20 protein-coding genes and 1 pseudogene are annotated in these 23,175 nt (G+C 67.2%); 9 read left to right on the forward strand and 12 right to left on the reverse strand.

The window, feature by feature from the left end; all coding sequences use genetic code 11:
* Positions 1-337 precede the first annotated feature (337 nt).
* Positions 338-691: pseudogene (locus ACEN9K_RS03975) on the forward strand (M23 family metallopeptidase); the annotation flags it as partial.
* Between the two features lie 74 nt (positions 692-765).
* Here the strand turns inward: ACEN9K_RS03975 and ACEN9K_RS03980 are convergent.
* Entirely contained in the window at positions 766-1,248 is a 483-nt protein-coding gene (locus ACEN9K_RS03980) for a hypothetical protein (RefSeq protein WP_488316017.1), read from the reverse strand.
* A gap of 272 nt (positions 1,249-1,520) precedes the next feature.
* Here ACEN9K_RS03980 and ACEN9K_RS03985 point away from each other — a divergent pair, with 272 nt between their 5' ends.
* Together ACEN9K_RS03985 and ACEN9K_RS03990 are read left to right on the forward strand one after the other, a co-directional pair.
* On the forward strand, positions 1,521-2,033 hold the full coding sequence (locus ACEN9K_RS03985; RefSeq protein WP_018771863.1) for a glutathione peroxidase: 513 nt from the start codon (positions 1,521-1,523) through the stop codon (positions 2,031-2,033).
* Positions 2,034-2,192: 159 nt separating this feature from the next.
* On the forward strand, positions 2,193-3,122 hold the full coding sequence (locus ACEN9K_RS03990) for a phosphodiesterase (RefSeq protein WP_018771864.1): 930 nt from the start codon (positions 2,193-2,195) through the stop codon (positions 3,120-3,122).
* 17 nt (positions 3,123-3,139) lie between these two features.
* Here the strand turns inward: ACEN9K_RS03990 and ACEN9K_RS03995 are convergent, their stop codons facing one another.
* Both ACEN9K_RS03995 and ACEN9K_RS04000 read right to left on the reverse strand, forming a co-directional pair.
* Positions 3,140-4,765, reverse strand: coding sequence for a stealth family protein (locus ACEN9K_RS03995; RefSeq protein ID WP_018771865.1), 1,626 nt, complete (start codon positions 4,763-4,765; stop codon positions 3,140-3,142).
* Positions 4,766-4,859: 94 nt separating this feature from the next.
* Positions 4,860-5,789 (reverse strand): hypothetical protein, encoded by a 930-nt coding sequence (locus tag ACEN9K_RS04000; RefSeq protein ID WP_018771866.1) that lies wholly within the window; start codon positions 5,787-5,789, stop codon positions 4,860-4,862.
* A 148-nt stretch (positions 5,790-5,937) separates the two neighbouring features.
* Between ACEN9K_RS04000 and ACEN9K_RS04005 the strand changes: the two genes are divergently transcribed.
* Entirely contained in the window at positions 5,938-6,237 is a 300-nt protein-coding gene (locus tag ACEN9K_RS04005; protein WP_026266165.1) for a type II toxin-antitoxin system VapB family antitoxin, read from the forward strand.
* Positions 6,230-6,892, forward strand: a complete 663-nt coding sequence (locus ACEN9K_RS04010) for a LytR C-terminal domain-containing protein (RefSeq protein ID WP_056392200.1) — start codon at positions 6,230-6,232, stop codon at positions 6,890-6,892. The genes ACEN9K_RS04005 and ACEN9K_RS04010 overlap by 8 nt, the downstream gene beginning before the upstream one ends.
* Before the next feature lie 18 nt (positions 6,893-6,910).
* On the opposite strand, the gene ACEN9K_RS04015 is transcribed toward ACEN9K_RS04010, so the two are convergent.
* Together ACEN9K_RS04015 and ACEN9K_RS04020 are read right to left on the reverse strand one after the other, a co-directional pair.
* On the reverse strand, positions 6,911-7,597 hold the full coding sequence (locus ACEN9K_RS04015; RefSeq protein WP_134165163.1) for a TetR/AcrR family transcriptional regulator: 687 nt from the start codon (positions 7,595-7,597) through the stop codon (positions 6,911-6,913).
* Between the two features lie 35 nt (positions 7,598-7,632).
* Positions 7,633-8,331, reverse strand: coding sequence for a DsbA family oxidoreductase (locus ACEN9K_RS04020; RefSeq protein ID WP_144601219.1), 699 nt, complete (start codon positions 8,329-8,331; stop codon positions 7,633-7,635).
* Positions 8,332-8,544: 213 nt separating this feature from the next.
* Between ACEN9K_RS04020 and ACEN9K_RS04025 the strand changes: the two genes are divergently transcribed.
* On the forward strand, positions 8,545-9,606 hold the full coding sequence (locus ACEN9K_RS04025) for a glycosyltransferase family 4 protein (RefSeq protein ID WP_495635209.1): 1,062 nt from the start codon (positions 8,545-8,547) through the stop codon (positions 9,604-9,606).
* A 57-nt stretch (positions 9,607-9,663) separates the two neighbouring features.
* Entirely contained in the window at positions 9,664-11,832 is a 2,169-nt protein-coding gene (locus ACEN9K_RS04030) for an amylo-alpha-1,6-glucosidase (RefSeq protein WP_495635210.1), read from the forward strand.
* Between the two features lie 31 nt (positions 11,833-11,863).
* Here ACEN9K_RS04030 and ACEN9K_RS04035 read toward each other — a convergent pair whose 3' ends face one another.
* Both ACEN9K_RS04035 and ACEN9K_RS04040 read right to left on the reverse strand, forming a co-directional pair.
* Positions 11,864-12,397 (reverse strand): GNAT family N-acetyltransferase, encoded by a 534-nt coding sequence (locus ACEN9K_RS04035; protein ID WP_144601221.1) that lies wholly within the window; start codon positions 12,395-12,397, stop codon positions 11,864-11,866.
* A 14-nt stretch (positions 12,398-12,411) separates the two neighbouring features.
* Positions 12,412-13,371, reverse strand: coding sequence for a D-2-hydroxyacid dehydrogenase family protein (locus ACEN9K_RS04040; protein WP_495635211.1), 960 nt, complete (start codon positions 13,369-13,371; stop codon positions 12,412-12,414).
* A 130-nt stretch (positions 13,372-13,501) separates the two neighbouring features.
* On the opposite strand from ACEN9K_RS04040, the gene ACEN9K_RS04045 reads away from it, so the two are divergent.
* Positions 13,502-14,695, forward strand: a complete 1,194-nt coding sequence (locus ACEN9K_RS04045) for an MFS transporter (protein WP_495635212.1) — start codon at positions 13,502-13,504, stop codon at positions 14,693-14,695.
* Positions 14,696-14,901: 206 nt separating this feature from the next.
* On the opposite strand, the gene aceB is transcribed toward ACEN9K_RS04045, so the two are convergent.
* Together aceB and aceA are read right to left on the reverse strand one after the other, a co-directional pair.
* A complete protein-coding gene (gene aceB, locus ACEN9K_RS04050; protein WP_056392190.1) occupies positions 14,902-16,554 on the reverse strand; it encodes a malate synthase A in 1,653 nt (550 codons plus the stop codon).
* A 217-nt stretch (positions 16,555-16,771) separates the two neighbouring features.
* Complete coding sequence (aceA, locus tag ACEN9K_RS04055) at positions 16,772-18,088, reverse strand: isocitrate lyase (protein ID WP_018770809.1); 1,317 nt, start codon at positions 18,086-18,088, stop codon at positions 16,772-16,774.
* A 149-nt stretch (positions 18,089-18,237) separates the two neighbouring features.
* Here aceA and ACEN9K_RS04060 point away from each other — a divergent pair, with 149 nt between their 5' ends.
* A complete protein-coding gene (locus ACEN9K_RS04060) occupies positions 18,238-19,749 on the forward strand; it encodes a helix-turn-helix transcriptional regulator (RefSeq protein WP_056392189.1) in 1,512 nt (503 codons plus the stop codon).
* Between the two features lie 140 nt (positions 19,750-19,889).
* Here ACEN9K_RS04060 and ACEN9K_RS04065 read toward each other — a convergent pair whose 3' ends face one another.
* From ACEN9K_RS04065 to ACEN9K_RS04075, 3 genes are read right to left on the reverse strand one after another with little or no spacing between them, the layout of a single operon-like run.
* Positions 19,890-20,912: a TAXI family TRAP transporter solute-binding subunit gene (locus ACEN9K_RS04065; protein ID WP_018770812.1), complete on the reverse strand. Its 1,023-nt coding sequence runs from the start codon at positions 20,910-20,912 to the stop codon at positions 19,890-19,892.
* A complete protein-coding gene (locus tag ACEN9K_RS04070; RefSeq protein ID WP_495635213.1) occupies positions 20,896-22,347 on the reverse strand; it encodes a sensor histidine kinase in 1,452 nt (483 codons plus the stop codon). The genes ACEN9K_RS04065 and ACEN9K_RS04070 overlap by 17 nt, the downstream gene beginning before the upstream one ends.
* Positions 22,344-23,015: a response regulator transcription factor gene (locus ACEN9K_RS04075; RefSeq protein ID WP_026266003.1), complete on the reverse strand. Its 672-nt coding sequence runs from the start codon at positions 23,013-23,015 to the stop codon at positions 22,344-22,346. The genes ACEN9K_RS04070 and ACEN9K_RS04075 overlap by 4 nt, the downstream gene beginning before the upstream one ends.
* Positions 23,016-23,175 lie beyond the last annotated feature (160 nt).

Consider the following 23,175-nt stretch of genomic DNA (forward strand, 5'->3'; position numbering starts at 1 on the left):
GGCGGGGGTGCTGGCGGCGTCCGTTTATGCCGTCAACCTTTCTGCCGGCCCGGCAGGGCCCGTGCAGTGGACGGGATCAGTTGCGGGCACCGGGACCGAGGGTGCTGCAGTCCCCGGCGGAACATCCGGCGGGAACAGCATCGAGGAAGCGCAAAGGGAACCCGGTCCGCCGGCGTCGGACCAAGTCGGCGCCGGCGCCCTTCCGCCGGCCATCCTGTCCAGTCCTATGGTCACCCTGGCTTTCCCACATACGGCGATAGGAAGTACGGGCGCAGATGCCCCGGCGGCCCTGACAGTAGGGCCGGCGGGCACGGGCAGGCCCGGAGCCGGCTTTTTGATGGCCCCGCTTCAGCTCCTCGAGCCGAGTTCGCCGTTCGGCTTCCGGGTCAGCCCGATCAGCGGGACTGCTGGTGATTTCCACCTGGGCCAGGATTATGCAGCGGCCTGCGGCATGCCCGTCCACGCAGCCGACGCCGGTGTTGTACGCGCGGCCGGATGGCATCCCTGGGGCGGCGGCAACCGTGTGGAGATCGATCATGGCGACGGCCTCATCACCACCTACAACCACCTTGAGTCCATCGGCGTCCATACGGGCGATACAGTGCAGGCAGGCCAAGTCATCGCGCGCGTTGGTACCACCGGATGGTCCACGGGCTGCCACCTGCATTTCGAGGCCATCCTGAACGGGCGGTATACAAACCCCCTCAGATGGAGCTTCCTGCAGCTCCGCACTTTGAACTGGGCCCTTCCTGCCGACATGGTCTCCTACGCGCCCGGCCAGGGGCTGTCTGCCGGCAGGATCAGCTGGACCATCCCCCTCCGGGTGGATCCGGGCGGAGAAATCCCCGCTGCCGGGCTGCAGGTTTCACCCTTCCCGCCACTCCTGCCGCTTGCACCGGCACCTGCGCCCTCGGAGGCGACGGGTGTAGTGCTTGCGCCCCCTGACGCGCAATTGACGACGACGGCCCCGCCACCCGCTGAACCTTCGGGGAGTGCCGCGTCGCCGTCGCCCACGGACCCCGTGCCCGGCCCGTCGCCGTCACCGACCGACCCGGCAACTCCGACGGCCTCGCCCAGCCCGTCGGACCCGGCAACTCCGACGGCCTCGCCGAGTGATCCAACTGCCTCGCCCGGCCCGACGCCGTCGCCGACTGACCCGGCAACTTCAACGGCCTCACCCAGCCCGACGCCGTCGCCGTCGCCGACTGACCCTGGTCCAACTCCGACGCCGACTGAACCATCGCCCACCGCTCCAGCGGCCGCTACGCCAACCCCGGCGCAGACAACCCTCGAACCGACCCCGACCCCGACCCCGACTCCAACCCCGACTCCGACTCCAACCCCGACCCCGACCCCGAGCCCCACGCCAACCCCAACCCTGGCGCTTCCGCCGGCAGAACCCGAGCCCACGGCAGCCACCTCGTCAACCATGACGCCAAGCGCGACGGCCACCACCCCGCCGGCCTAGGAAATCTTCACTTTGGACCCGTACGGTGGGACCTCGGCAACGAACTGTCCATATGAGCAACCTTCCGCAGACCCGACGGCATGCGCCGCTGTATCCCATCCCGCTGGTCCTCAACGACGGCACCCGGACGGACTTCAGCCAGTTCAAGGGAAAAGTGGTGTTGGTGGTCAACGTGGCCTCCAACTGCGGCTTCACCCCCCAGTACGCCGGACTGGAGGCCCTTTACGAGAAGTTCCGGGACCGCGGATTCGAGGTCCTGGGCGTTCCGTGCAACCAGTTCGCAGGGCAGGAGCCCGGAACCGACCGCGACATCGCGGAGTTCTGCGAACGCAATTTCGGGGTCACGTTCCCGCTCACCGCCAAGGCCGATGTCCGGGGCAGGAATCAGCACCCGCTCTACACCGAGCTCACCAAGTTCAAAACGGGGCTGCTGCCGGGGCTGGTGAAGTGGAATTTCGAGAAGTTCCTGGTTAACCGCGACGGCGAGGTGGTGGCCCGCTTTGCCCCCACCGTTGAACCGGACTCGGCCGAGGTCATCGACGCGGTCGAGCAGGAGCTCGGATAAACGCGGTCTGGCCGAACCGGGTCTGCAAAAGCGCAGTTCTTCCAACTTTTTCCACATCAGCTCCGGCGATTTACCCCAAGTTTGCCAAATGTCTGATTGGATAAATATTACTGAAGGGTACAAGGGAAGAACGGCTTCCCACCGACCATAGAGGTAGCAATGGAGCACATCGAGGCCGAACACCCCCGGCCACGCCACTTCCTACTCCACCTGAGCGATCCCCACCTGTTGGGAGGTCCAGACCCCCTCTACGGAACTGTCGACAGCGAAGCCAGGCTCATCCAGCTCTTCGACGAAGTCAAAGCATCCGGCGCAAGGCCGGAAGCCGTCATCTTCACCGGCGACCTCGCTGACAAAGGCGATCCCCGGGCCTACGTGAAACTGCGGGCCATTGTGGACCCTGCCTGCAAGGAGCTCGGCGCCCAGGTCATCTGGGCCATGGGAAACCACGATGACCGGGCCAACTTCCGCAAGGGCCTGCTCGACCAGCCCGGCAGCGACGAGCCGGTGGACCACAGCTACTTCATCAATGGGCTGCGCGTCATCACGCTGGACACCACTGTGCCGGGCTTCCACCACGGCGAACTGAGCGGCGCCCAGCTGGACTGGCTGGCCCGGCAGCTGGAAACCCCTGCCCCGGACGGCACCATCCTGGCCCTCCACCACCCTCCGGTCCCGTCCGTGCTTGACCTTTCCGTGCTTGTGGAACTGCGCGACCAGGCCTCGCTGGAGGCAGTGGTCCGCAACTCGGACGTCCGCACCATCCTGGCCGGCCACCTGCACTACTCCACTACGGCCAGCTTCGCCGGCGTCCCCGTCTCGGTCGCTTCCGCCTCCTGCTACACCCAGGACCTGAACGTCCCGGTAGGAGGCACGCGCGGGCAGGACGGCGGCCAGGCCTTCAACCTGGTGCACGTCTACGAGCACACCATCGTGCACTCCGTGGTCCCGCTGGGCGCTTCACCAACGGTGGGCGAGTACGTGTCACCCGAGGAAACGGCCCGGCGGCTGGAGGCTGCGGGGATCCGGATCCCGGAGACCACCAAGCAGCGCGGCAACGCCAAGCTCGGAGCGTCCACCAGGCGGTGACTACAGCCTGGACCGGGCTACTTCTCCCAGGGCGCCTTGATGGGGAAGTACCTTTCCAGGAAGTCCGTGACCACTTCGGCGCGCTCGTCCGCGCTGATCTCCGGGAAGCTCCCGTCGTTCAGGCAGAAGAAGTCCATGTTCCGCTTGGCCAGCAGCTTGGGCAGGTATTTCAGCCCTGAGCGCATGGTGGTGTCAACGTAGCGGACCTTGGCGGCTGTCTGTGTAACGGCCCGGCCGGTGAGCAGTGCGTAGTAGTGGTAGAACGAGTTGGTCACGGAGATGTTGTCCGCAGCGCGGAAGCGGCTGGCTGCCGTCTTGCTGAACTCCGCGGGGAACTCCTCCTCCATCTGGGCCACCACGCTGCGCCGCAGCGGCGCGGCGGTGTGCTCCAGGTGGCGGGTGGTAATCCGGCCGAACCGGTTCCACAGGAGCTTGCGGTTCACCCTGGCGGCATTCTCAAACCCGCTGCGCTCAGCGGCGTTCTCACCCAGGCCGATCCTGGTTTCCGCCTCGATGAACTTGGTGATGCCGCCGGGCGTGAAGAACATGTCAGGGCCCACGGGGCGGCCAAAGAACATGTCGTCATTGGAGTAGAGGAAGTGCTCGGACAACCCTTCGATGTGGTGCAGCTGGCACTCCACGGCCTGGGAGTTGTGGGTGGGCAGCACGGAGGGGTCCGCGAAGAACTCCTCGCTGCGGACAATGGTGACCGACGGGTGCTCTGCCAGCCAGGCAGGCGCGGGGGAGTCGGTGGCGATGAAGATGCGGCGGATCCACGGCGCGAACATGTACACGGACCGCAGCGCGTACTTGAGTTCATTGATCTGCCGGAACCGGGCCTCGTGGTCGTCACCTTCGCCCAGGACGACGCCCTGCTGCTGCGCGCGGCGGGCAGCAATGTATTCCGGGGAGCTTCCGTCCACCCAGGAGAAGACGAGGTCGATGTCGAAGCTGATGTCGCTTGCGTGGTCGGCGAACATGTTCTCGATGGTGGGCCAGGTGTGGCCGTAGCGTTCCACGGTGCCGCGGACGGCGTCCTGGCGCAGCAGGGTCCTGCGGGTCAGCGAGTTTTCGATGGGAAGGATGAGTTCCTCGCCCTCGAAGGACCAGAGTTCGATCTGCACCCCGGCAGAGGCGCCGAACTCGAAGCCGCCCACCGGCTCCACCCGGGGCCGGTACAGGCGGAAGATGCGGCCCTGCCGGTTGGGCGAGAGCTCCCCGTCGGCCACCAGGACAGACGTCTTCTTCTTGGCGTCCACGGTCATGGAATAGAAGGGCTCGTCCCGGCACGCCTCCACCAGGGCGGCCCGGAGCTTCTTCCGGTCCTTCCAGTCCAGGGCCAGGACAGGGCGGTCGTTGTTGCCACGGACCAGCAGATAGTTGAGGCCCGCGTTCGCCAGGACATTGCGGAGGAACAGCAGGTCCTCCACCATGGCCTGGTACGGAGTCCTGGTGTCATTGATCAGGGCAAAACGGCCCTTGTGCCGGATGACATCGGGGCGGTGCCTGAGCCGCTGCTCTGCCGCCGGAGACGTGATCTCGGCGTGAAATTGTTCCTCCACGGACGCCTGGCCGCCGTAGTAGACCTCGTCCTGGACCGGTGCTTCTGTAATGGTTGTCTCCGAGCTGGTGGAAGTGGGCATTCTTAACTGCATGATAGTCCTGCTGGAGTAACGGAAGGTTTCGGGGCCCGGTTGAAGCCCCTTGGCGACGTTTCGACGGCGGCCCGGCAGGGGCTCAGGCGTCCAGCGCCTCACGCCAGCTGCGCAGGAAGGCCCCGCCGGCGTCGTCGTGGATCACTGTTTCCTCCAGCCCGAGGTCCGCTGCGGTCAGCACCGGATAGGGCTTGGCCGGCACACCGTCCGCCGGCCGCACATCCACGTGCTTCACCGGGTGGTCGTTATGGTGCAGCCAGTCCGCCATGGCGTAGTCGGTGCGGGAATCGCCCACCGTCCGCCACGCCTGCGGCGTGATGCCCTGGGCCGCCAGCAGCTCCACCGCCCGGCTGGCGCCAAGATCCTTCCCCAGCCGCACCGACTCGATGTCCGTGGAAATGATGGTGGGGTCCACGCGGTAGTCCACCTCGTCGTCGGAGTTCGGTGCGTGGTGGTCCAGGCGGACAACGCCCAGCCCGTGGCGCCCCATGAGCGCCATGGCCTCGGCGTCGAAGAGCTTCTGCTCGGCCAGGTAGTCCGCGCTGGGCACATCGATGTGCTGCTCCACGGACACCATGGCGCGCTTGGTTTCGTCGAAGAACATGTGGGCTGCATAGTCCTCCGCCACCAGCCGGCGGATGTCGTCGCCGTACGCCGCCGGAACGGCAAGCTCCCGGTCCACGTGGATGGGGCCGGGGCCGGCAGAGGTGTAGCTGAACCAGACCGCACCCTTTTCGCAGACGGCATGGATGACAGTTCCGGCTGGAATGCCGGCGGCGATCATCGGTTCCATGACCTGCTCGCGGATGAAGGCGTCGGAACGGCCGGTGTTGAAAATGACGGGGATGCCGGCTGCGGCCAGCGCCACCAGGTCCAGGATGATGTCCGGTTTGACGTCCCGCGTCAGCGGGCTGGCCACGGGGCCGTCCACGTCAAGCAGGAGCGCCAGCGGCGGCGCGGACGGCTGGCGGATTCCGGGCACGGGCGCGGCAGGGGACTCGGATACTGTCATGGTTCCATTCTGTCAGCACGGCAGGCGCTGCCGCTGTGTGTCCGCCCTACGGCCGGGGCGCATGGCATATGGTCACTGTTTGGCTACAACCTGGCGCCGGTCCGCCCTGCCACTTTCGCTGGGGCAGCGCGGTGCCTACTGTGGCATGGTGATATTCAAAGCTGTGGGCGAGGGCCGCCCTTACCCCGACCATGGTTACAGCACCCCCAAGCAGTGGGCGTCGCTGCCGCCGCGACCGGTCCGGCTGGACGAACTGGTCACCACCAAGCGCACCCTTGACCTGGAAGCGCTGCTGGCGGAGGATTCCACATTTTTCGGCGACCTGTTCCCGCACGTAGTGCAGTACAAGGGGACCCTCTACCTCGAGGACGGCCTGCACCGCGCGGTCCGGACCGCCCTGCACCAGCGCACCGCGATCCACGCCCGGGTCCTGGTGCTCGATGGCTAGGGGGCGGCCGAAGGACCCGAGTGTCCTTCATGGCCACCATGTTGTTTCCGGCCCTGAGCTGCGCGCCGCCATGGAAGCGGCCGCGGATGCCGATGAGACCGCCCGGGTCCGCCGCCGCGTGCTGCACGGGGTGGTGCTGGTCCTCCTGGCAGGCCTGATCGCCGCAGGCATCATCATTGCCATGGCCATCATCAACGGCCGGTTGAAGATCCCCGCCGCCGAGCCCGCCCCGGCACCGGTTTCCTCCTGCCCGGCCTCCATGTTCGACTACGTACCCAACGACAAGATCAACCTCAACGTCTACAACTCCACCACCAGGGCCGGGCTGGCGCGCTCGGTGGCGGACGAGTTCCTGGCGCGGAAGTTCGTGGTGGGGAACGTCTCGAATACCAACGCCGGCTACCGGGGTGTGGCGGCCGTGGTGTCAGGTGCGGGCGGACAGTCGGCGGCATTCACCGTGCAGCGCAACGTGCCGGGGTCGGACTACTTCCAGGACGGCAGGACCGACGCCAGCGTGGACGTGATCCTGGCGCAGGACTACAAGGCACTGGTCCCGCCGGATCTGGTGGACCAGACGCCGGGAAAGCTCAGCTGCCCCCGGGAAAGCCGGCGCATAGCGGACACCAACAGACTGCCTGTCACCCCCGCGGCCTGACCTCCAGCCAGCCGGTCCTTAGCCGGCCACTGCGGGAAGCTGCGCCACTGCCGGAAGCTGCGCCGCTGGCGGAAGCTGCGCCACCCGGATGGGCCGCCCGTCGTCGTCGAACCGCGCACCCGCACCCAACTGGATGAAGCGCACCGTCCTGGCCACGCGGGCTTCCAGCTCGGCCGGCTCGTCGCTGCCCCTGGCCGCACTGGAGGACAGGGTCCCCAGGATCAGCTGGGACTGCTGGCCCACGTCCGCCACCGGCAGGTACCCCTGCTCCATGCCGTCGCGCAGGATGTCCTGCAACAGGACGCTTAGCTCGCCTACATGGTCCGAGAGCTTGGCAAAGGACGACGGCGACAGCACCGCCCCCATGGCAGGTCCGGGCGGGAGGTGGCGGCGGCTGAGGTCAACCACCTGGGCGCGGACGTACAGGGCCAGCCGTTCCACGGGGTTCTCCAGCCGGGCCAGCGATTCACGCAGGTCGGAAAGGAACTTCTCGGTCTCATCCAGGGCGTAGGAGATCAGGAGTTCTTCGATGTCTGCGTAGTAGTTGTAGACGGCCGTGCGGCCCACCCCGGCATGCCTGGCCACGTCTGTCATGGTCAACCCCGGGAGGCCATGGGTGAAGAGGAGTTCGCCAAAAGCGGTGAGGATGCGCCGCTGGGTGTCCGCGCGTTGTTCGGCATTGCTGGCCGCTGAAATCCTGGGCATGTAGACACTTTACCGCGATGTGTCAGTAAAAGGCGCTACACCGCGCAGCCGTCGGGGCCGCAGGCGCCGCCGTCGGAGGAGTTGACCAGGACCAGCGGGTTGGCAGCCTGCCAGGCCTGGGTGAGGGCGGCGGTGAACGTCTCCGCCGGCTGGGCTCCGGACAGCCCGAACTTGCGGTCGATCACGAAGAACGGCACGCCGCTGATGCCCAGGCCCTGTGCCTCCTGGACGTCGAACCGGACCTCGTCCGTGTACTTGTCCGTGGTGAAGAGCTCCTCCACCTCATCGGACGGCAGGCCAAGATCGTTGCCGAGGGAGGACAGGTAGTCCCGGCTGCCGATGTCCTTGCCGTGCTCGAAGTGGTCGCTCAGGAGGCGCTCCTTGGCCGCATCCTGCCGGCCGTGCGCCGCTGCAAGGTGGATCAGGCGGTGCGCGGTGAAGCTGTTGGCCACCACCACTTTGTCGAAGCGGTAGTCCAGGCCTTCGCCTTTTGCCTGCTCCGCCACGTGCTCAAACATCTGCGCGACCTGCCGTGACGGCATGCCCTTGCGGCTGCTCAGGTACTCCAGCTCTGTCCCGTCGTAGTGTTCCGGCAGGGTGGGATCCAGCTGGTAGCTCCGCCACACCACCTCAACGGCGTCACGGTGCGGGAATGCTGCCAGGGCCGCCTCGAACCGGCGCTTCCCGATGAAACACCATGGGCAGGCAACGTCAGACCAGATCTCAATCTTCATGCCTTGCACAACCGGGCCGCGCCTGCGGCCATTCCGCCGGCACCTTATGAGATGGCACACATCCGCTCTTGTGGCCGGGGCAATCCTGGGCAATAGTCGGAGTTAGGTGAAGCAGACGCCAAACAAAATGAGAACACCACGGGACCCCAACGGTCCCGCGGGTTGATGCGCCTGGCGGCTGGGGAGCTCGGGCCCCTTCCTTGGAGGCCAGACATGCGAATTGGACTGATTGCGGGACCCTGGATTCCCATCCCTCCGTTGACTTACGGCGGCATCGAAAGGGTGGTGGACACCCTGGCGCGTGGCTTCGCGGCCGCCGGACACGAGGTCCTGCTCGCCGCCCCTTCCGAAAGCACATGCCCCGTGCCGCTGGTGCCGGGCATGCGGCCGGCGTCCCGGGACGAGCTTGGCTCAACCATGTCCGAACTCAGCCACGTGATCCGGGCCTACAAGGGGCTGCAGGACGTGGATATCATCCACGACCATACGCTGGCCGGCCCGCTCTACGCCCACCGTCCGGCCAAGGTTCCGGTGGTCACCACCATCCACGGCCCGCTCCACAAGCAGGCAGAGGACCTGTACCGGGCCATGGCGCCGGATGTGGCAATCGTGGCGATCTCCCGCGACCAGGCTTCACACGCTCCCGAGGTTCCCGTCACCCAGGTGATCCATCACGGCATGGACGTTTCCACTGTCCCGGTGGGAAGCGGCCGCGGCGGTTACCTGTGCTTCGTGGGGCGCGCATGCCATGACAAGGGGCTGCTTGAGGCCATCACGATCGCCCGCAGGGTGGGCATGCACCTGAAGATAGCGGTCAAGATGCGGGAGAAGGACGAGGTCCGCTACTTCCGGGAGGTCATCGAGCCCATGCTGGGCCCAAACGAGGATTTCGTGGGGGAAGTGGACGATGCCGCCAAGTACCGCCTGATGGGCGAGGCCACGGCCTTCCTCAACCCCATCCAGTGGTCCGAACCGTTCGGCCTGGTGATGATCGAGGCGCTGGCCACGGGCACTCCCGTCGTCGGGACGCGCGTCGGTTCAGCGCCCGAGATCGTGGAGCATGGCCGGACGGGCTTCCTGGGGCAGACAGAGGATTTGCCCGGATTCGTTGAGGCAGCAGCCGGCTTGAGCAGGGAACGGTGCCGGGCATCAGTGGAGGAGAGGTTCAATGCCCAACGGATGGTGGCGCAGCACCTGAGGCTCTTTGATGAACTGCTGGCGGGCAGATTTCCCGGAGGGGTTCCGGATGCCGCGCCCGTGCACCAAAATCGTTAAGGGGGCGGGCGGCCTTCCGGCTCCCCGGCAGCAAATCGCCTGAGAAGGGAGTCCTTCATGACCGCCTGGAACGAAGACAACGAGGCCTCCGGGTCGGACGTCGGCGCCGTCACCGTCCTGGAGGGTTCTTCGTTTTGCATATCGGCCGGAACCGGTGACATCAGCCCAGACGCCGGCACGAACGGCGCGTTCTTCCAGGACACCCGGATCATCTCCCGCTGGGTGCTGCGCATCAACGGCTCGATGCGGGAGCCGCTGTCTGCCCAGCGGCCGCATCCGTTCGAGGCCACGTTCGTTGGCCGTGCCGCGTGGCCCGGGGGCAGGTTCGACAGCCCGTTGGTGGTCCGTCAGGTCCGCCACATCGGGCCCGGCCTGCAGGATGACATCAGCCTGGAGAATTACGCGGCGGAGCCTGTTGAGTGCGACATCGAACTCCTCGTGGATGCGGATCAGGCCGATCTCTTCGACGTTAAGGGCGGGCGGACCACCGGCCCGGACGATACAACGCGCACCGTGGTGGATGGAAAGCTCATCATCGAGGCATCACGGCATGGCCAGCAGCGGGGCTCCGCCATCGGGGCACGGGGTGCAGAGGTGGACACAGACGGGTTGCGTTTTCACATCACCGTCCCTGCCCGGGGCAAATGGGCCACCAGCGTGATTGTGGTGCCGCTGGTGAACGGGGAGGCGCCGGAAAAGCCCTTCAAGGAAGGGCAGCTTCCGCACCACCGGGAAGGTGTGCGGCGGCATCTGGCCTGGGAAGAGAACGTCCCGCGGATCAGCGTCGAGGACGCAAGCTTCCAGAACGTGCTCAACCGGAGCCAGAGCGATCTTGGTGCCCTGCGGATCTTCGACGCCCATCACCCCGACCGCGCCGCCGTAGCCGCAGGTGCGCCCTGGTTCATGGCGTTGTTCGGACGGGATTCGCTGCTGACTTCCTACATGAGCCTGATGGTCAACCCGAACCTTGCGCTGGGCACGCTGCAGACCCTGGCCGGGATCCAGGGGAAGAAGGTTGACCCGGATTCAGAGGAGGAACCCGGCCGCATACCGCACGAGGTCAGGCTTGGTGTCACCGCCGGCCTGTCGTTGGGCGGCACCGCGTATTACGGCACCGTCGACGCAACCCCCCTGTTCGTCTCCACCCTGGGCGAGTTGAGCCGGTGGGGGCTCTCCCGGGATGCGATCCAGCCCTTGCTGGCGCACGCGGACCGGGCCCTGGAATGGATCGAAAAGTACGGCGACCGCGACGGCGACGGCTTTGTGGAATACCTTCGTCCCAACGACCATGGCCTGGTGAACCAGGGCTGGAAGGACTCCTGGGACGGGATCAACTTCGCGGACGGGACCATCGCGGAGGCGCCGATCGCCCTCTGCGAGGTCCAGGCTTATGTGTACTCCGCCTACCTGGGCAGGTCCTTGCTGGCCCACTGGAGCGGCGATTCGGGGCTGGAACAGCATTGGGCCGGAAAGGCGGCAGCTTTCAAGGAGGAGTTCAACAAGAGGTTCTGGCTGCCGGACAAGGGGTACTTCGCGGTGGCACTGGACAAGGACAAGCGGCATGTTGATGCGCTGACCTCCAACATTGGCCATTGCCTATGGACGGGGGTGGTGGACGAGGACAAAGCCACGTCCGTCATGGAGAACCTGATGTCCCCGCAGATGTTCACGGGCTGGGGCATCCGCACGCTGGCGTCGGACATGGGCGCCTACAACCCCGTCAGCTACCACAACGGCTCGGTGTGGCCACACGATACCGCGCTGGTGGCCACCGGGCTGATGCGCTACGGATTCGTGGACGAAGCCAGGCGGGTGGCCTTGGGCATCCTCGACGCTGCCGAGCACTTTGACGGCCGGCTGCCGGAACTGTTCTGCGGCTTTGACCGCGGCGAATTTCCCGGCCCCGTTCCGTATCCCACCGCTTGCTCACCGCAAGCCTGGGCTGCGGCCGCGCCGGTGCAGCTCGCCCGGATCCTGCTCCGGTTCGACCCCGTCTTCACCCGCGGGGTGGTGCACCTGGCACCGATCCTGCCGGAGTCCGTGGGCTCGTTCCGGGCGGAAAACGTCCTGCTGGACAGCAGCCGGGTGACCATCAGCGCCGCCGGATCCACCGGCACCATCGACGGTCTCCCGCCGGGGCTGAAACTCCTGGACGAACCGCGTCCGCCGCTGGCCTACCCGGTGGAAAGGGTGGGCGCCGGCGCGAACGCCAGCAGGCTGCACTGACAGCGGCGCTGCCAATCAAGGACCTGGACCGCTACGGCAGTGCGCGCTCCAGCACGAAATCATGCTCCACTGTGCTGCCCAGCCGGAAGGATTTGGTACCCACCCTCCGGAAGCCGGACTTTTCATAGAAGCGGATGGCGCGGGCATTCTGGCTGTTGACACCCAGCCATGCCCCGGCGCCGCCGGTCCCTGCGGCAGCCGCCAGGCTGGCATGCATGAGTTCGGCGGCGGCGCCCAGTCCGTGGTAGTCCGGGTGGACGTAGCATTTGCTGATTTCCACGGACGGCAGCAGGGTCAGGACGGACGCCACATCCGGATCCGCGGCTGGCCGGTCCACCAGCAGGCTGTAGCCGTTGAGCCGGCCGTCCGCGTCGATGACCAGGATGGTGGTGTCCGGGTCCGCGAGGTATCCCTTGAAGTGTTCCTCGCTGAGCGTGTTGGCCAGGTGCGCGGCGATGTCGGCAGGTGACGACGACGGCGGGCAGGCCAGCGGAAAGGTGACGGAAGCCAGGGCGGCGAGCGGGCCGGCGTCGTCCGTTGTTGCCCTGCGGATGGTGTGGGTCATGCGTTTCTTCCAGGTCAGGCGGTGAGGGTCCGGATGGGGGCGCCGGCGAGCCAGGCGGTGATGTCCTCAAGGGCGCCGCCGTAAAACAGCCGGTAGCTTTCCTGGGTGACGTAGCCCAGGTGGGGGGAGAGCACGGTGTTCGGCGCGGCCAGGAGCGGATGGCCGGCCTGAAGGGGCTCCTGGTCGAAGACGTCCAGGGCGGCGCCGCGGATCCACCCCTGGTTCAGCGCCGTGACCAGCGCGTCCTGGTCAACCAGCGGGCCGCGGGCGGTGTTCACCAGGATGCCGTCCGGGCCCAGCAGCCGCAGCTCGGCCTCGCCCACGGTGTTCTCGGACCGGGGGGAGAGCCGCAGGTGGAGGGTGGCGATGTCGGCTGCCGTGAAGAGCTCCTCCTTGGACACCAGCCGGGCGCCGGCCTGTGCGGCGTCCTCAGCCGTGAGGTTCTGGCTCCAGGCCACCACGTCCATGCCGAACGCCTGCCCGTAGGCGGCCACCCGCCGGCCGATCTTCCCCAAACCCACGATGCCCAGGGTTTTGCCGGCGAGCTCCACCCCCACCGTCGACTGCCAGGTACCCGCCCGGAGCGAGTTTTCCTCCGCCGGCAGGTGCCGGGCGATAGCCAGCAGCAGGGCCCAGGTCAGTTCCGGCGCAGCGGAGGGCGAACCCGGCGTACCGCACACCGTCACCCCGTGTTCAGCAGCTGCCGCCAGGTCGATGGAGGCGTTCGCCATCCCGGTGGTGACCAGCAGCTCAAGCGCCGGCAGTTTTTCGAACACCTCTCGGGGGAAGGCCGTCCGTTCGCGCATCGCGATGACCATGGTGGTGTCTGCCAGCGCCGACACCAGCGCATCCGGGGATGTGAAGGGCTCCCGGTAGGACGTCACGGTGACACCCTTCGCCTCCAGGGCCGCGAAGTCGGCGAAGCCGTGGGCCACGTCCTGGTAGTCGTCGAGGATGGCAAGGCGGTGCGTCATGGCTGTCCTTCGCGGTGTCCTACGTCCTTGGGTCACGTTCATCGTATGGCAGGGTGCCTGAAACTCCCGTCACGCCGGGCATGATAGCAATGGGAGTGATGAATCCACGCCCATTCCCGATTTTGCCCCTGTGAGCGGCCACGTCCTCTCCCGCGTCCCGAAGAGCTGGGTCCTGCTGGCCTGCATCGGCCTGCTGGCGCTGAACCTCCGCGGCCCCTTCGTAGCCGTCGCGCCCCTGGTGGACCCCATGCAGGCGGAACTGCACTTTTCGCCGGTCCTGCTGGGACTGCTCACCAGCATTCCGGTGCTCTGCTTCTCGCTCGCGGCTCCGCTGGCGTCCCTGGGCGCCCGGAAATTCGGGGCCGAGTTCGCGGTCACGCTGACCATCCTGGGGGTACTGGCGGGCGTGCTGGTGCGCTCCGCCGGGGGCCCGGTGCTGGTGGTGGCCGGCACGGTGGTCATCGGGTTGGCCATCACCGTGGGGAACATCGCGGTGCCGCTGATCATCCGCCGTGATTTTGCGCCGCGCCGGCAGGGGACAGCGATGGGAATCTACACCGCCGCCCTGAATATCGGGTCCTTCCTGACCTCGGTGGCCATGGCCCCGCTGGCGGCCGTGACGGGGTGGAGGCTGGCCCTGGCCGCCGTCGCCGTCCTGGCAGTCGCCGCGGTGGTGGTGTGGGTCCTGGCCGTGGGACCGCGGACGGCGTTCCTGGTATCGGGGGACGACGGCGGGGACGCGCCGCTGCCCCGGGCGGCCGGTTCGGGCTGGACCACCTTCGGCCTCACGGCCGGCTTCGGCGGCCAGGCGTTCTCCTACTACGGCGTCACGGCATGGTTGCCCAGCTACCTCCACGACGAGCTCGCCATGTCCACGTCCGAGGCGGGCGCCGCGTCCTCGATCTTCCAGATCCTGGCCATCGTGGGCGGCCTCGGCGTGCCCTTCGCGGCCAAATACATGAGTACGACGGCGGTGGCGGTCACCCTGGGTACGTTGTGGCTGGCGGTTCCCCTCGGGCTGCTTTTGCTGCCTGAGCTCTGGTGGCTGTGGTCCACGTCCGGCGGCATTGCGCAGGGCGGCGGCATTACCCTGATCTTCATCGCCATCATCAAGCTGGCACGCGACCAGGCTTCCGCCGGCCGGATGTCCGCCACCGTCCAGGGCCTGGGCTACTGCCTCGCCGCAGTGGCCCCGCCGCTGGTGGGCTTCGTCCACGACAGCTCGGGATCATGGACTCCCGCACTGCTGGTCATCCTGGTGTCGGTACTGGCCTTCTTCGTCAGCACTACCCTGTCTGTGCGGAAGGTGCCGAAAGGGCGCTGAGGCGGGCGTCCGCCGTCGAACGTTCCGCCACTCAAACGCCCGCCCACTTTCTTTGGGAAAGTGAGCGGGCGTCTTGGTTTTCCCGCACCAAGTGAGCGGGGGTGTGGCGGTTGCTCCGTCGCCGGGCCGGCGCCCCGGATTTCGGGGGGCCTGTTGCGGAGGGCGTGCCGGCCCGGCGGACGGAAGTGTGTGGTGCTGGTCCCTGGCTAGGCTGCGGCGAGCTCCTCGACGGTGGCCTTTTCGCGGGCCTCGGTGAGGTAGCGGGCGTAGGCGGGGAGGGTGAGGAAGGACGGGAACTCACGGGCCAGCGTTACTTCTTCGAAGATGTCCCGGGCGTCTTCGAAGCGGTCGCCGTCGAAGCGTTCGAGCCGGGCGAATTCTTCGTCGAGGAGTTCTTCGATCCAGTGGTGGGTGATGATCTCGCCGTGGTCCGTGATGGCGCGGGCGTAGATCCACTGCCAGAGCTGGGACCGGGAGATTTCGGCGGTGGCGGCGTCTTCCATGAGGTTGTGGATGGCCACCGCGCCGTTGCCGCGGAGCCAGGATTCGATGTAGCGGATTCCGACTTCGATGTTGTTCCGGATGCCCTGTTCGGTGATGGTGCCGGTGGTGGCGGCCACATTAATCAGGGCGCGGTCATCGGGGGTGACGTCCTCGCGGAGCCGGTCCAGCTGGTTGGGCTTGTTGCCGAGGACGCCGTCGAACACTTCGCGGCAGACGGGCACCAGGTCCGGGTGGGCTACCCAGGAACCGTCGAAGCCGTCGTTGGCCTCGCGGGTCTTGTCCGCACGGACCTTTTCGAGGGCGTTGGCGTTGGCTTCCGGGTCCTTGCGGTTGGGAACGGCCGCGGCCATGCCGCCGATGGCCATGGCGCCGCGCTTGTGGCAGGCCCTGACCAGCTGTTCGGTGTAGGCGCGCATGAACGGCTGCGTCATGGTGACCTGGCCGCGGTCCGGGAGGACGAAGCGGGGGCCGCGGGTGCGGAAGTTCTTGATCAGGGAGAAGATGTAGTCCCAGCGGCCGGCGTTCAGGCCCGAGGCGTGGTCGCGCAGTTCGTAGAGGATTTCCTCCATTTCGAAGGCCGCGGTGATGGTTTCGATGAGCACCGTGGCGCGGATGGTGCCCTGCGGGATGCCAAGCAGGTCCTGGGCCAGGATGAAGATGTCGTTCCAGAGCCGGGCTTCGAGGTGGTTCTCGATCTTGGGCAGGTAGAAGTACGGGCCCTTGCCCTGGGCCAGGAGACGGCGGGCGTTGTGGAAGAAGAACAGGCCGAAGTCCACGATGCCGCCGGCGATGGGCTGGCCGTCGATGAGCATGTGCTTTTCCGGCAGGTGCCAGCCGCGGGGGCGGACCACGATGGTGGGCAGGTCACCGGCAGGGCGGAGCTTGTATTCCTTGCCTTCTTCGCTGGTGAAGTCGATCCGGCGTTCCAGGGCGTCGGTGAGGTTCAGCTGGCCCTTGATGACGTTCCGCCAGGTGGGGGTGGAGGCGTCCTCCATGTCCGCGAGCCACACCTTCGCGCCCGAGTTCAGGGCGTTGATGGTCATCTTCTTGTCCACCGGGCCGGTGATCTCCACACGGCGGTCCTCCAGCCCGGGTGCCGGGGGAGCCACCCGCCAGGACGGATCATTCCGGATCTCCTCGGTCTCCCGCAGGAAGCGGGGGTCCGCCCCGGCGGCAATGTCGGCCCGCCGTGCCCGCCGTGCCTGCAGCAGCTCCTGCCGCCGCTCAGCGGTGGCCCGGTGCAGCTTGGCAACGAACGAAAGGGCGTCCGGAGTCAGCACCTCGTCCTGCCGGCAAATGGGCTGGGCGGTCAAGGTAATGCCATTGATCGTAAAGCTGTCAGTAAAGCTGTTCATCTCAGTCTCCTTAAAGACGAAAGGGAAGTTCGACGGCGGGTAGCAGCAGGGTGGCGACTGAGGCACGAGGCCGAGGAGCCGGTGTCGCGGCAGCCTGCGTAAAAGGGGCCCTGCGTCCGGCCTCGGCGAGTTCTACGAGCCCAAGGCCGGACGTGGGGAATAGCAGGCAGAGCGATGCCGGTCCGAAGGCCGGACGGAAGCGCCGCCGTCGTAAGCGTTAGTGGAACTGGCCCTCTTCGGTCGATCCGACCAGGGCGAGGGTGGAGGCGTTGGGGTTGAGCGCCGTGGAGATGGTGTCGAAGTAGCCGGTGCCGACTTCGCGCTGGTGCTTGGTGGCGGTGTAGCCGCGGGATTCGGAGGCGAATTCCTTTTCCTGGAGCTCGACGTAGGCGCTCATGCCTTCACGGGCGTAGCCGTGGGCGAGGTCGAACATCGAGTAGTTCAGGGCGTGGAAGCCGGCCAGGGTGATGAACTGGAAGGTGAAGCCCATGGCGCCGAGTTCGCGCTGGAACTTGGCGATGGTGGCATCGTCCAGGTGCTTGCGCCAGTTGAAGGACGGCGAGCAGTTGTAGGAGAGCATCTGGTCCGGGAACTCGGCCTTGACGGATTCGGCGAACTTGCGGGCCAGCTCCAGGTCCGGGGTGCCCGTCTCCATCCAGATGAGGTCGGAGTACGGGGCGTAGGCCTTGGCGCGGGCAATGCAGGGTTCGATGCCGTTGCGGACCTTGTAGAAGCCCTCGGCGGTGCGCTCCCCGGTGATGAATTCCTGGTCGCGTTCGTCGACGTCGGAGGTGATCAGGGTGGCTGCCTCGGCGTCAGTGCGGGCAATGACGACCGTGGGGGTGCCGGCGACGTCGGCTGCCAGGCGGGCGGCGTTCAGGGTGCGGACGTGCTGCTGGGTGGGGATCAGCACCTTGCCGCCGAGGTGGCCGCACTTCTTCTCCGAGGCGAGCTGGTCCTCCCAGTGAACGCCGGCCGCGCCGGCCTGGATCATGGATTTCATGAGTTCGTAGGCGTTCAGCGGGCCGCCGAAGCCGGCCTCGGCGTCGGCGACGATCGGCACCATCCAGTCCTCGACGGTCTGGATGCCCTCGGAGAACTCGATCTGGTCCGCCCGGAGCAGGGCGTTGTTGATGCGGCGGACCACCGTGGGAACGGAGTTGGCCGGGTAGAGCGACTGGTCCGGGTAGGTGTGGCCGGAGTTGTTGGCGTCGGCCGCCACCTGCCAACCGGAGAGGTAGATGGCACGCAGGCCTGCCTTGACCTGCTGCACGGCCTGGTTGCCCGTCAGGGCACCGAGGGCGTTGGTGTATCCGCCGGTCTTGTGCTCCTCGGTGAGCTGCTTCCACAGCTTCTCCGAACCACGGCGGGCCAGGGTGTGCTCTTCGGAGACACGTCCCCGGAGACGGACGACGTCGGAGGCTGAGTAGTCCCGGGTCACACCTTCCCAGCGGGGGTTGGCGGCCCACTCGAGCTCCAGGGCGGCGGCCTGCTGTTCGGGCGTCTGCTGGGTGGGCTCAAATGCTGCAGTCATCGTTGGTCTCCTTGATTGAGCTCCGGATGGGGTAGGTGGGAACCGCGCCGTTGCGGTTCCCACCGGCTTTTCCGGTGCGGTGTTTCTTTCCGTAGCAACTACTTTTCAGCACTTCCAACCCCCTTTCTAGAGAAAAAGGGTGGAAAGAAATGCAGTTCTTCACGTATTCTTCAGAAATGTCACCTTCAAGCTGGAACAGGGACGTTTCCCAGCCGTCGTCCACCGCCGCCCCGGAACTGGACGTCATTGCCCTGGGTCGCCGCGTCCGCCATCTGCGCAAACAAGCCAGGCTCACGCTCGATGACCTGAGCGCCGCCGTCGGCACCGCTCCCAGCCAGCTCAGCCTGATCGAAAACGGCAAGCGTGAACCCAAGCTGACCCTGCTCCAGCACCTCGCGGGGGCGCTCAATGTCACCATCGACCAGCTGCTGGGGGCCGAGCCGCCCAGCCGCCGCGCCGCCCTGGAAATCGAGCTGGAACGGTACCAGCGCGGTCCGCTCTACGAATCCCTGGACCTGCCGAAAATCCGCATCAGCTCAAGGCTGCCGCTGGATGTGCTGGAGGCCCAGGTGGGGCTGCTGCATGAGCTCGAACGGAAGATGAACGAGCAGGTGGCCACCCCCGAGGAAGCCCGCCGCGCCAACGGGGAACTGCGGGCCATGATGCGGGAACGTGGGAACTACTTTCCGGAGTACGAAGCCGAGGCCCAGAAGGTCCTCAAGGAGGTGGGCTACACCACCGGTCCGCTGAGCCAGCACGTCATCGCAGACATCGCCGCGCACCTCGGTTTCACCCTGCACCACGTGGGTGATTTGCCGCATTCCACCCGCTCGGTGACGGATTTGAAGAACCGCAGAATTTACCTGACCCAGAGCCAGCGGCAGGACCACGACCCCCGCTCCGTGCTGCTCCAGGCTCTTGGCCACTACGTCCTGGGCCACGAAACGCCCCGGAACTACGGCGACTTCCTGGCCCAGCGGGTGGCCACCAACTATTTCGCCGCCGCCCTGCTCCTGCCCGAGCAGGCCACCGTGGAATTTCTGCAAAAAGCCAAGGCGGCCAAGGAAATCGCCGTCGAGGACATCCGGGACGCGTTCGCTGTATCCTACGAGACCGCCGCGCACCGGTTCACCAACCTGGCCACCAAGCACCTGGGCATCACCACGCATTTCCAGAAGACACACCAGAGCGGCATCATCTACAAGGCGTATGAGAACGACGGCGTGAACTTCCCTCAGGACCATACCGGCGCCATTGAGGGCCAGCCGTCGTGCAAGGCCTGGACGTCACGTGCGGTGTTCGACGTGCCGGACAAGTTCAGCGCGTACAGCCAGTACACTGATACGCCGTCCGGGACCTACTGGTGCACCGCCCGTACCGAGCGCTCGGCCGCCGGGGAGTTCTCCCTGAGCATCGGGGTCCCGTACCAGCACGTGAAGTGGTTCCGCGGCCGGGAGACCACTGCGCGGGCCACATCCAACTGCCCGGATCCCACCTGCTGCAAGCGGCCACCAGCCGAACTGGCCACGCAGTGGGCCGGCAACGCGTGGCCCTCAGCGCGGGCGCACTCGCACCTGCTCGCCGCCATGCCTCCGGGAGCCTTCCCGGGCGTGGACGAAACCGAGGTGTACAGCTTCCTGCAGGCCCACTCGGGGAGCTGAACAACGCCCGCTCACTTCTGGCAGCTTGTCGCTGAACGCCCGCTCACTTTCTTGGCCAAAGTGAGCGGGCGTCGGCGTAAGTGCTGCCAAACGTGAGCGGGCGTCGCCGTAAGTGCTGCCAAATGTGAGCGGGCGTTTGGTTAGCCGTGCAGCGCCCGGTACGCGTCCGCCGCGGCCGGGTGCAGGGGGACCCCGGCGGTGTTGATGAGGCTCTCGGCGCTGAGGAACTGCACGCCCAGGCTGGACTGCGGGATCAGCTCGGCGGCCGAATGCACCAGCAGCTGAACCGTCCGCTCCACGGTGGCATTGTCCAGGTCCCGGCGGCACAGGAGCAGGTTGGGAGCGCCCACCGTCCACACCGCCGGCACGCCGGGATAGCTGCCCTCCGGGATGAGCACGCGGTCGTAGATGCCGCCGTACCGCCGCCGTAGTTCCGGCAGCAGGCCGGACAGGTCCAGAAGGCCCAGGGCCACCTCCTGCTGTGCCGCGGCGATGGCGGCAGTGGGAACGCCACCGGACCAGAACAGGGCGTCGACGGCCCCTGCCTTGAGGGCGGCGATGCCGTCATTCAGGCCAAGGTTTTCGACGGCGGCGCTTCCGGCTGGCGGCGCAGCGGCACCTGCCGAGGTACCCAGCCCCGCCGCTTCGAACAACCGGGGCGTGGTCAGCGACGTGCCGGAGCCGGGCTGGCCCACGGCGACCCGGCGTCCTGCCAACCCGGAAATTTCCCGGATGCCGCTGTCCTTCCGCACCACGCAGTGGACATAGTTTTCATACACTTTGCCGACCGCGGCGATCCCGGCGGCGTCAGCGCCCGGCTCCTGGTTCGCAGCATCCGCCAGGGCCACAGCAAACGCTGCCCGTCCCGCCCGCAGTTCCGCGATGTTGTCCAGGCTTCCCCCGGTGGTCACGGCCCTGGCGTGCTGCGCCAATCCGTGGCGTTCCAGGGCAGCGGCCAGCAGGGTTGCGAACTCAAGGTAGAAACCGCCCGGTTCGCCGCCCGCCACAATGAGGCTCTCCGGCCGGTCCCCGCCGGTGCAGGCACTGAGCGCAGGCGGCAGGCATGCGGAGAGTCCGACGGCGAGGGCTGACTTGAGCACGGAACGCCGCCGCGGGTGGGCGGCAGCACCGCCCGGGGCGCCAGGTTCACGCACGGGCACCATCCCTGCCGGACCCAACTGCCAGCTGGGCCGCCGATGGGGTGGGGAACCGGATCCGGGCCGCGAGACCGTGGGGGGCCGCTTCGGCCAGCACCAGCCGGGCCCCGTTCGCGGCGGCAAGCTCGCCCACAATGGTCATGCCCAGTCCGGTCCCCGGAACCGAAGAGTGCCTCGGAGACCGCCAAAACCTGGTGGCAGCCGAGGCGCGCTCGGACTCCGAAAGCCCCGGCCCGTCGTCGGAAATCTCCACCACCACCGCGTCCTTTTCCGTCCGCACGGCAGCGGTGACGGTGGCGCCCGGGGCGTACTTGATGGCGTTGTTGAGCAGTTCGCCGGCCATCTGCGCCAGTTCTGCCGGGTGGCAGGCAACCAGTGCCGCCGGCTGCGGCGCCGCGGCAAGGACCAGCCGGCAACCGGCCTGCTCCGCCAGCGGTGCTGCCCGCTCCAGCTCCCCCTGGAGGATGGGAAACGGGTCCACGGGCTGGGCGGCCGCATGGTCTGCGGGAGTGCCGGACGCCCGCAGGTACCCTTCGGATGCCCTGTGCTCCGCGGCGGCGAGCTTCAGGACCCCGTCCAGGATCTCCTCCACCCGCTCAAGCTCCGCCAGGGCCCGCTCGGCGGCGTCGTGCTCGCGGGCGGTCTTCAGCTCGAGCTGGAGCAGGTCCAGCCGCAGCCGGAGTGCCCCCACCGGGTTCCGCAGCTGGTGGGACGCGTCCGAGATCAGCTGCCGCTGGGCCGCCATGCTGGCGCTCACGGTCCGTGCCATCGCCGTGAAGGACCGGCTCAGTTCCCGCAGTTCGGGCGGTCCGTCGTCCGGGAGGCGCCCCGCCCGCCCGGTCCGCTCCAGCTCGTGTACCGCTGAGTCCAGCCGCAGGACGGGCCGCAGCACCCAGCCGGTGACCCGCGCGGCGCCCACCAGCAGCACGGCAGCCAAGGCAAGCGCAGCGATACCCACCGCGAGCCACCGCTCCCGGAGTTTTTGCTGCGCCGTGCCGGCGCGGACGTCAAGGACCACGGCGCCCAGGACCTGGCTGGCACTGCCGAAGGGCCTGAAGATGACGCGGGAACTGGAACCGAAGGGCTCCAGCGGTTCCAGGGATGTGTTGCTCACGTTCAGCCGGGCAAGGGACAGGGCATCCTGCACGTCGGACCGCCGTGCATCCAGGCCGCCGGACGCCAGCGTGTCCTGCTGGACCCGTACTACGATTCCTTCCCCGTAAAGCCCGGAATAGGTGTCCATCTCCCGCTGCAGCCGCACGGTGTCGCCGTCGCCGGCGGCATCAAAAGCGACCTGCGCCAGCCGGTTCAGGGACGCCGCCCGGTTGATCTGGAGTTCCTGCGTCAGCTCGCGGGAGGCAGACCCCAGGATGGTCCCCGAAATCAGGAAGACCACCACCAGGCAGAGCACGCTGAGGACGCCCAGCACCCGGAGCCTCATGCGCCGGCCGCCTCCACCCGGTAGCCCACCCCGCGGACATTGATGATGAAACCTGGTTTCTGCAGTTTTGCCCGCAGCCCGGTGAGGTGCACGTCCAGGGACCGGGAAGAGGCCAGGAACGCATCGCCCCACAGGGCGTCCAGGATCTGCTCACGCGTGACCACAGAGCCGGCATGCCGTGCCAGCAGTGCGAGGAGTTCGAATTCCGTGGCCGTGAGGGGGAGCGGGTCACCGCCCTTGGATGCGGTGCGCCGGTTGAGGTCGATGGCAAGGTCGTCCAGGACAATAACGTCCTCCTGCGGTGTCCCGCGGCTCCGTCCCGCCCGCCGCGTCACGGCTTCAATCCGGGCCAGCAGCTCCACCAGCTTCACGGGCTTGACCAGGTAGTCGTCGGCGCCGGAGCGGAGCCCGAGCACCACGCTGCGTTCGTCGTCGCGGGCGGTCAGGATCAGGATGGGCACGTCGGTGACCTGCCGCAGCTTGCGCAGCACCTCCAGCCCGTCCATGTCCGGAAGCCCCAGGTCCAGGAGGATCACCTGGAAGTTCCGGTGCGAGAGCAGCGCGTCCGCACCCCGGGACAGCCGCTGCGGGTGATGGCCGGCGCTTTCGACGGCGGCGGTCAGGGCACCGGCCATGGCGTCGTCGTCCTCGACGATCAGCACGTCCATGGCCATCTTCCTTGCTGTAGTGCGGTGTCCGGTTCACCCCCGCTTGGTGAGATTACCGCGTGCCGGCCCGATTTGCCCGGCTGCAGCGGGCAGAACAGCGGGGCCGGGCGCCGAATCCTAAGGAAGTGTTAGGAAATGCCCCACGACGTTGGTTGTGCGG

This window comes from Pseudarthrobacter sp. Pseusp20 (genome assembly GCF_059492155.1).

Bases quoted from the DNA above. Each gene is read 5' to 3' on its own strand.
- ACEN9K_RS03985 (WP_018771863.1), top strand. From the start codon at position 1,521: ATGAGCAACCTTCCGCAGACCCGACGGCATGCGCCGCTGTATCCCATC.
- ACEN9K_RS03990 (WP_018771864.1), top strand. From the start codon at position 2,193: ATGGAGCACATCGAGGCCGAACACCCCCGGCCACGCCACTTCCTACTC.
- ACEN9K_RS03995 (WP_018771865.1), bottom strand. From the start codon at position 4,765: ATGCCCACTTCCACCAGCTCGGAGACAACCATTACAGAAGCACCGGTC.
- ACEN9K_RS04000 (WP_018771866.1), bottom strand. From the start codon at position 5,789: ATGACAGTATCCGAGTCCCCTGCCGCGCCCGTGCCCGGAATCCGCCAG.
- ACEN9K_RS04010 (WP_056392200.1), top strand. From the start codon at position 6,230: ATGGCTAGGGGGCGGCCGAAGGACCCGAGTGTCCTTCATGGCCACCAT.
- ACEN9K_RS04015 (WP_134165163.1), bottom strand. From the start codon at position 7,597: ATGCCCAGGATTTCAGCGGCCAGCAATGCCGAACAACGCGCGGACACC.
- ACEN9K_RS04020 (WP_144601219.1), bottom strand. From the start codon at position 8,331: ATGAAGATTGAGATCTGGTCTGACGTTGCCTGCCCATGGTGTTTCATC.
- ACEN9K_RS04025 (WP_495635209.1), top strand. From the start codon at position 8,545: ATGCGAATTGGACTGATTGCGGGACCCTGGATTCCCATCCCTCCGTTG.
- ACEN9K_RS04030 (WP_495635210.1), top strand. From the start codon at position 9,664: ATGACCGCCTGGAACGAAGACAACGAGGCCTCCGGGTCGGACGTCGGC.
- ACEN9K_RS04035 (WP_144601221.1), bottom strand. From the start codon at position 12,397: ATGACCCACACCATCCGCAGGGCAACAACGGACGACGCCGGCCCGCTC.
- ACEN9K_RS04040 (WP_495635211.1), bottom strand. From the start codon at position 13,371: ATGACGCACCGCCTTGCCATCCTCGACGACTACCAGGACGTGGCCCAC.
- aceB (WP_056392190.1), bottom strand. From the start codon at position 16,554: ATGAACAGCTTTACTGACAGCTTTACGATCAATGGCATTACCTTGACC.
- aceA (WP_018770809.1), bottom strand. From the start codon at position 18,088: ATGACTGCAGCATTTGAGCCCACCCAGCAGACGCCCGAACAGCAGGCC.
- ACEN9K_RS04060 (WP_056392189.1), top strand. From the start codon at position 18,238: ATGCAGTTCTTCACGTATTCTTCAGAAATGTCACCTTCAAGCTGGAAC.
- ACEN9K_RS04065 (WP_018770812.1), bottom strand. From the start codon at position 20,912: ATGGTGCCCGTGCGTGAACCTGGCGCCCCGGGCGGTGCTGCCGCCCAC.
- ACEN9K_RS04070 (WP_495635213.1), bottom strand. From the start codon at position 22,347: ATGAGGCTCCGGGTGCTGGGCGTCCTCAGCGTGCTCTGCCTGGTGGTG.
- ACEN9K_RS04075 (WP_026266003.1), bottom strand. From the start codon at position 23,015: ATGGACGTGCTGATCGTCGAGGACGACGACGCCATGGCCGGTGCCCTG.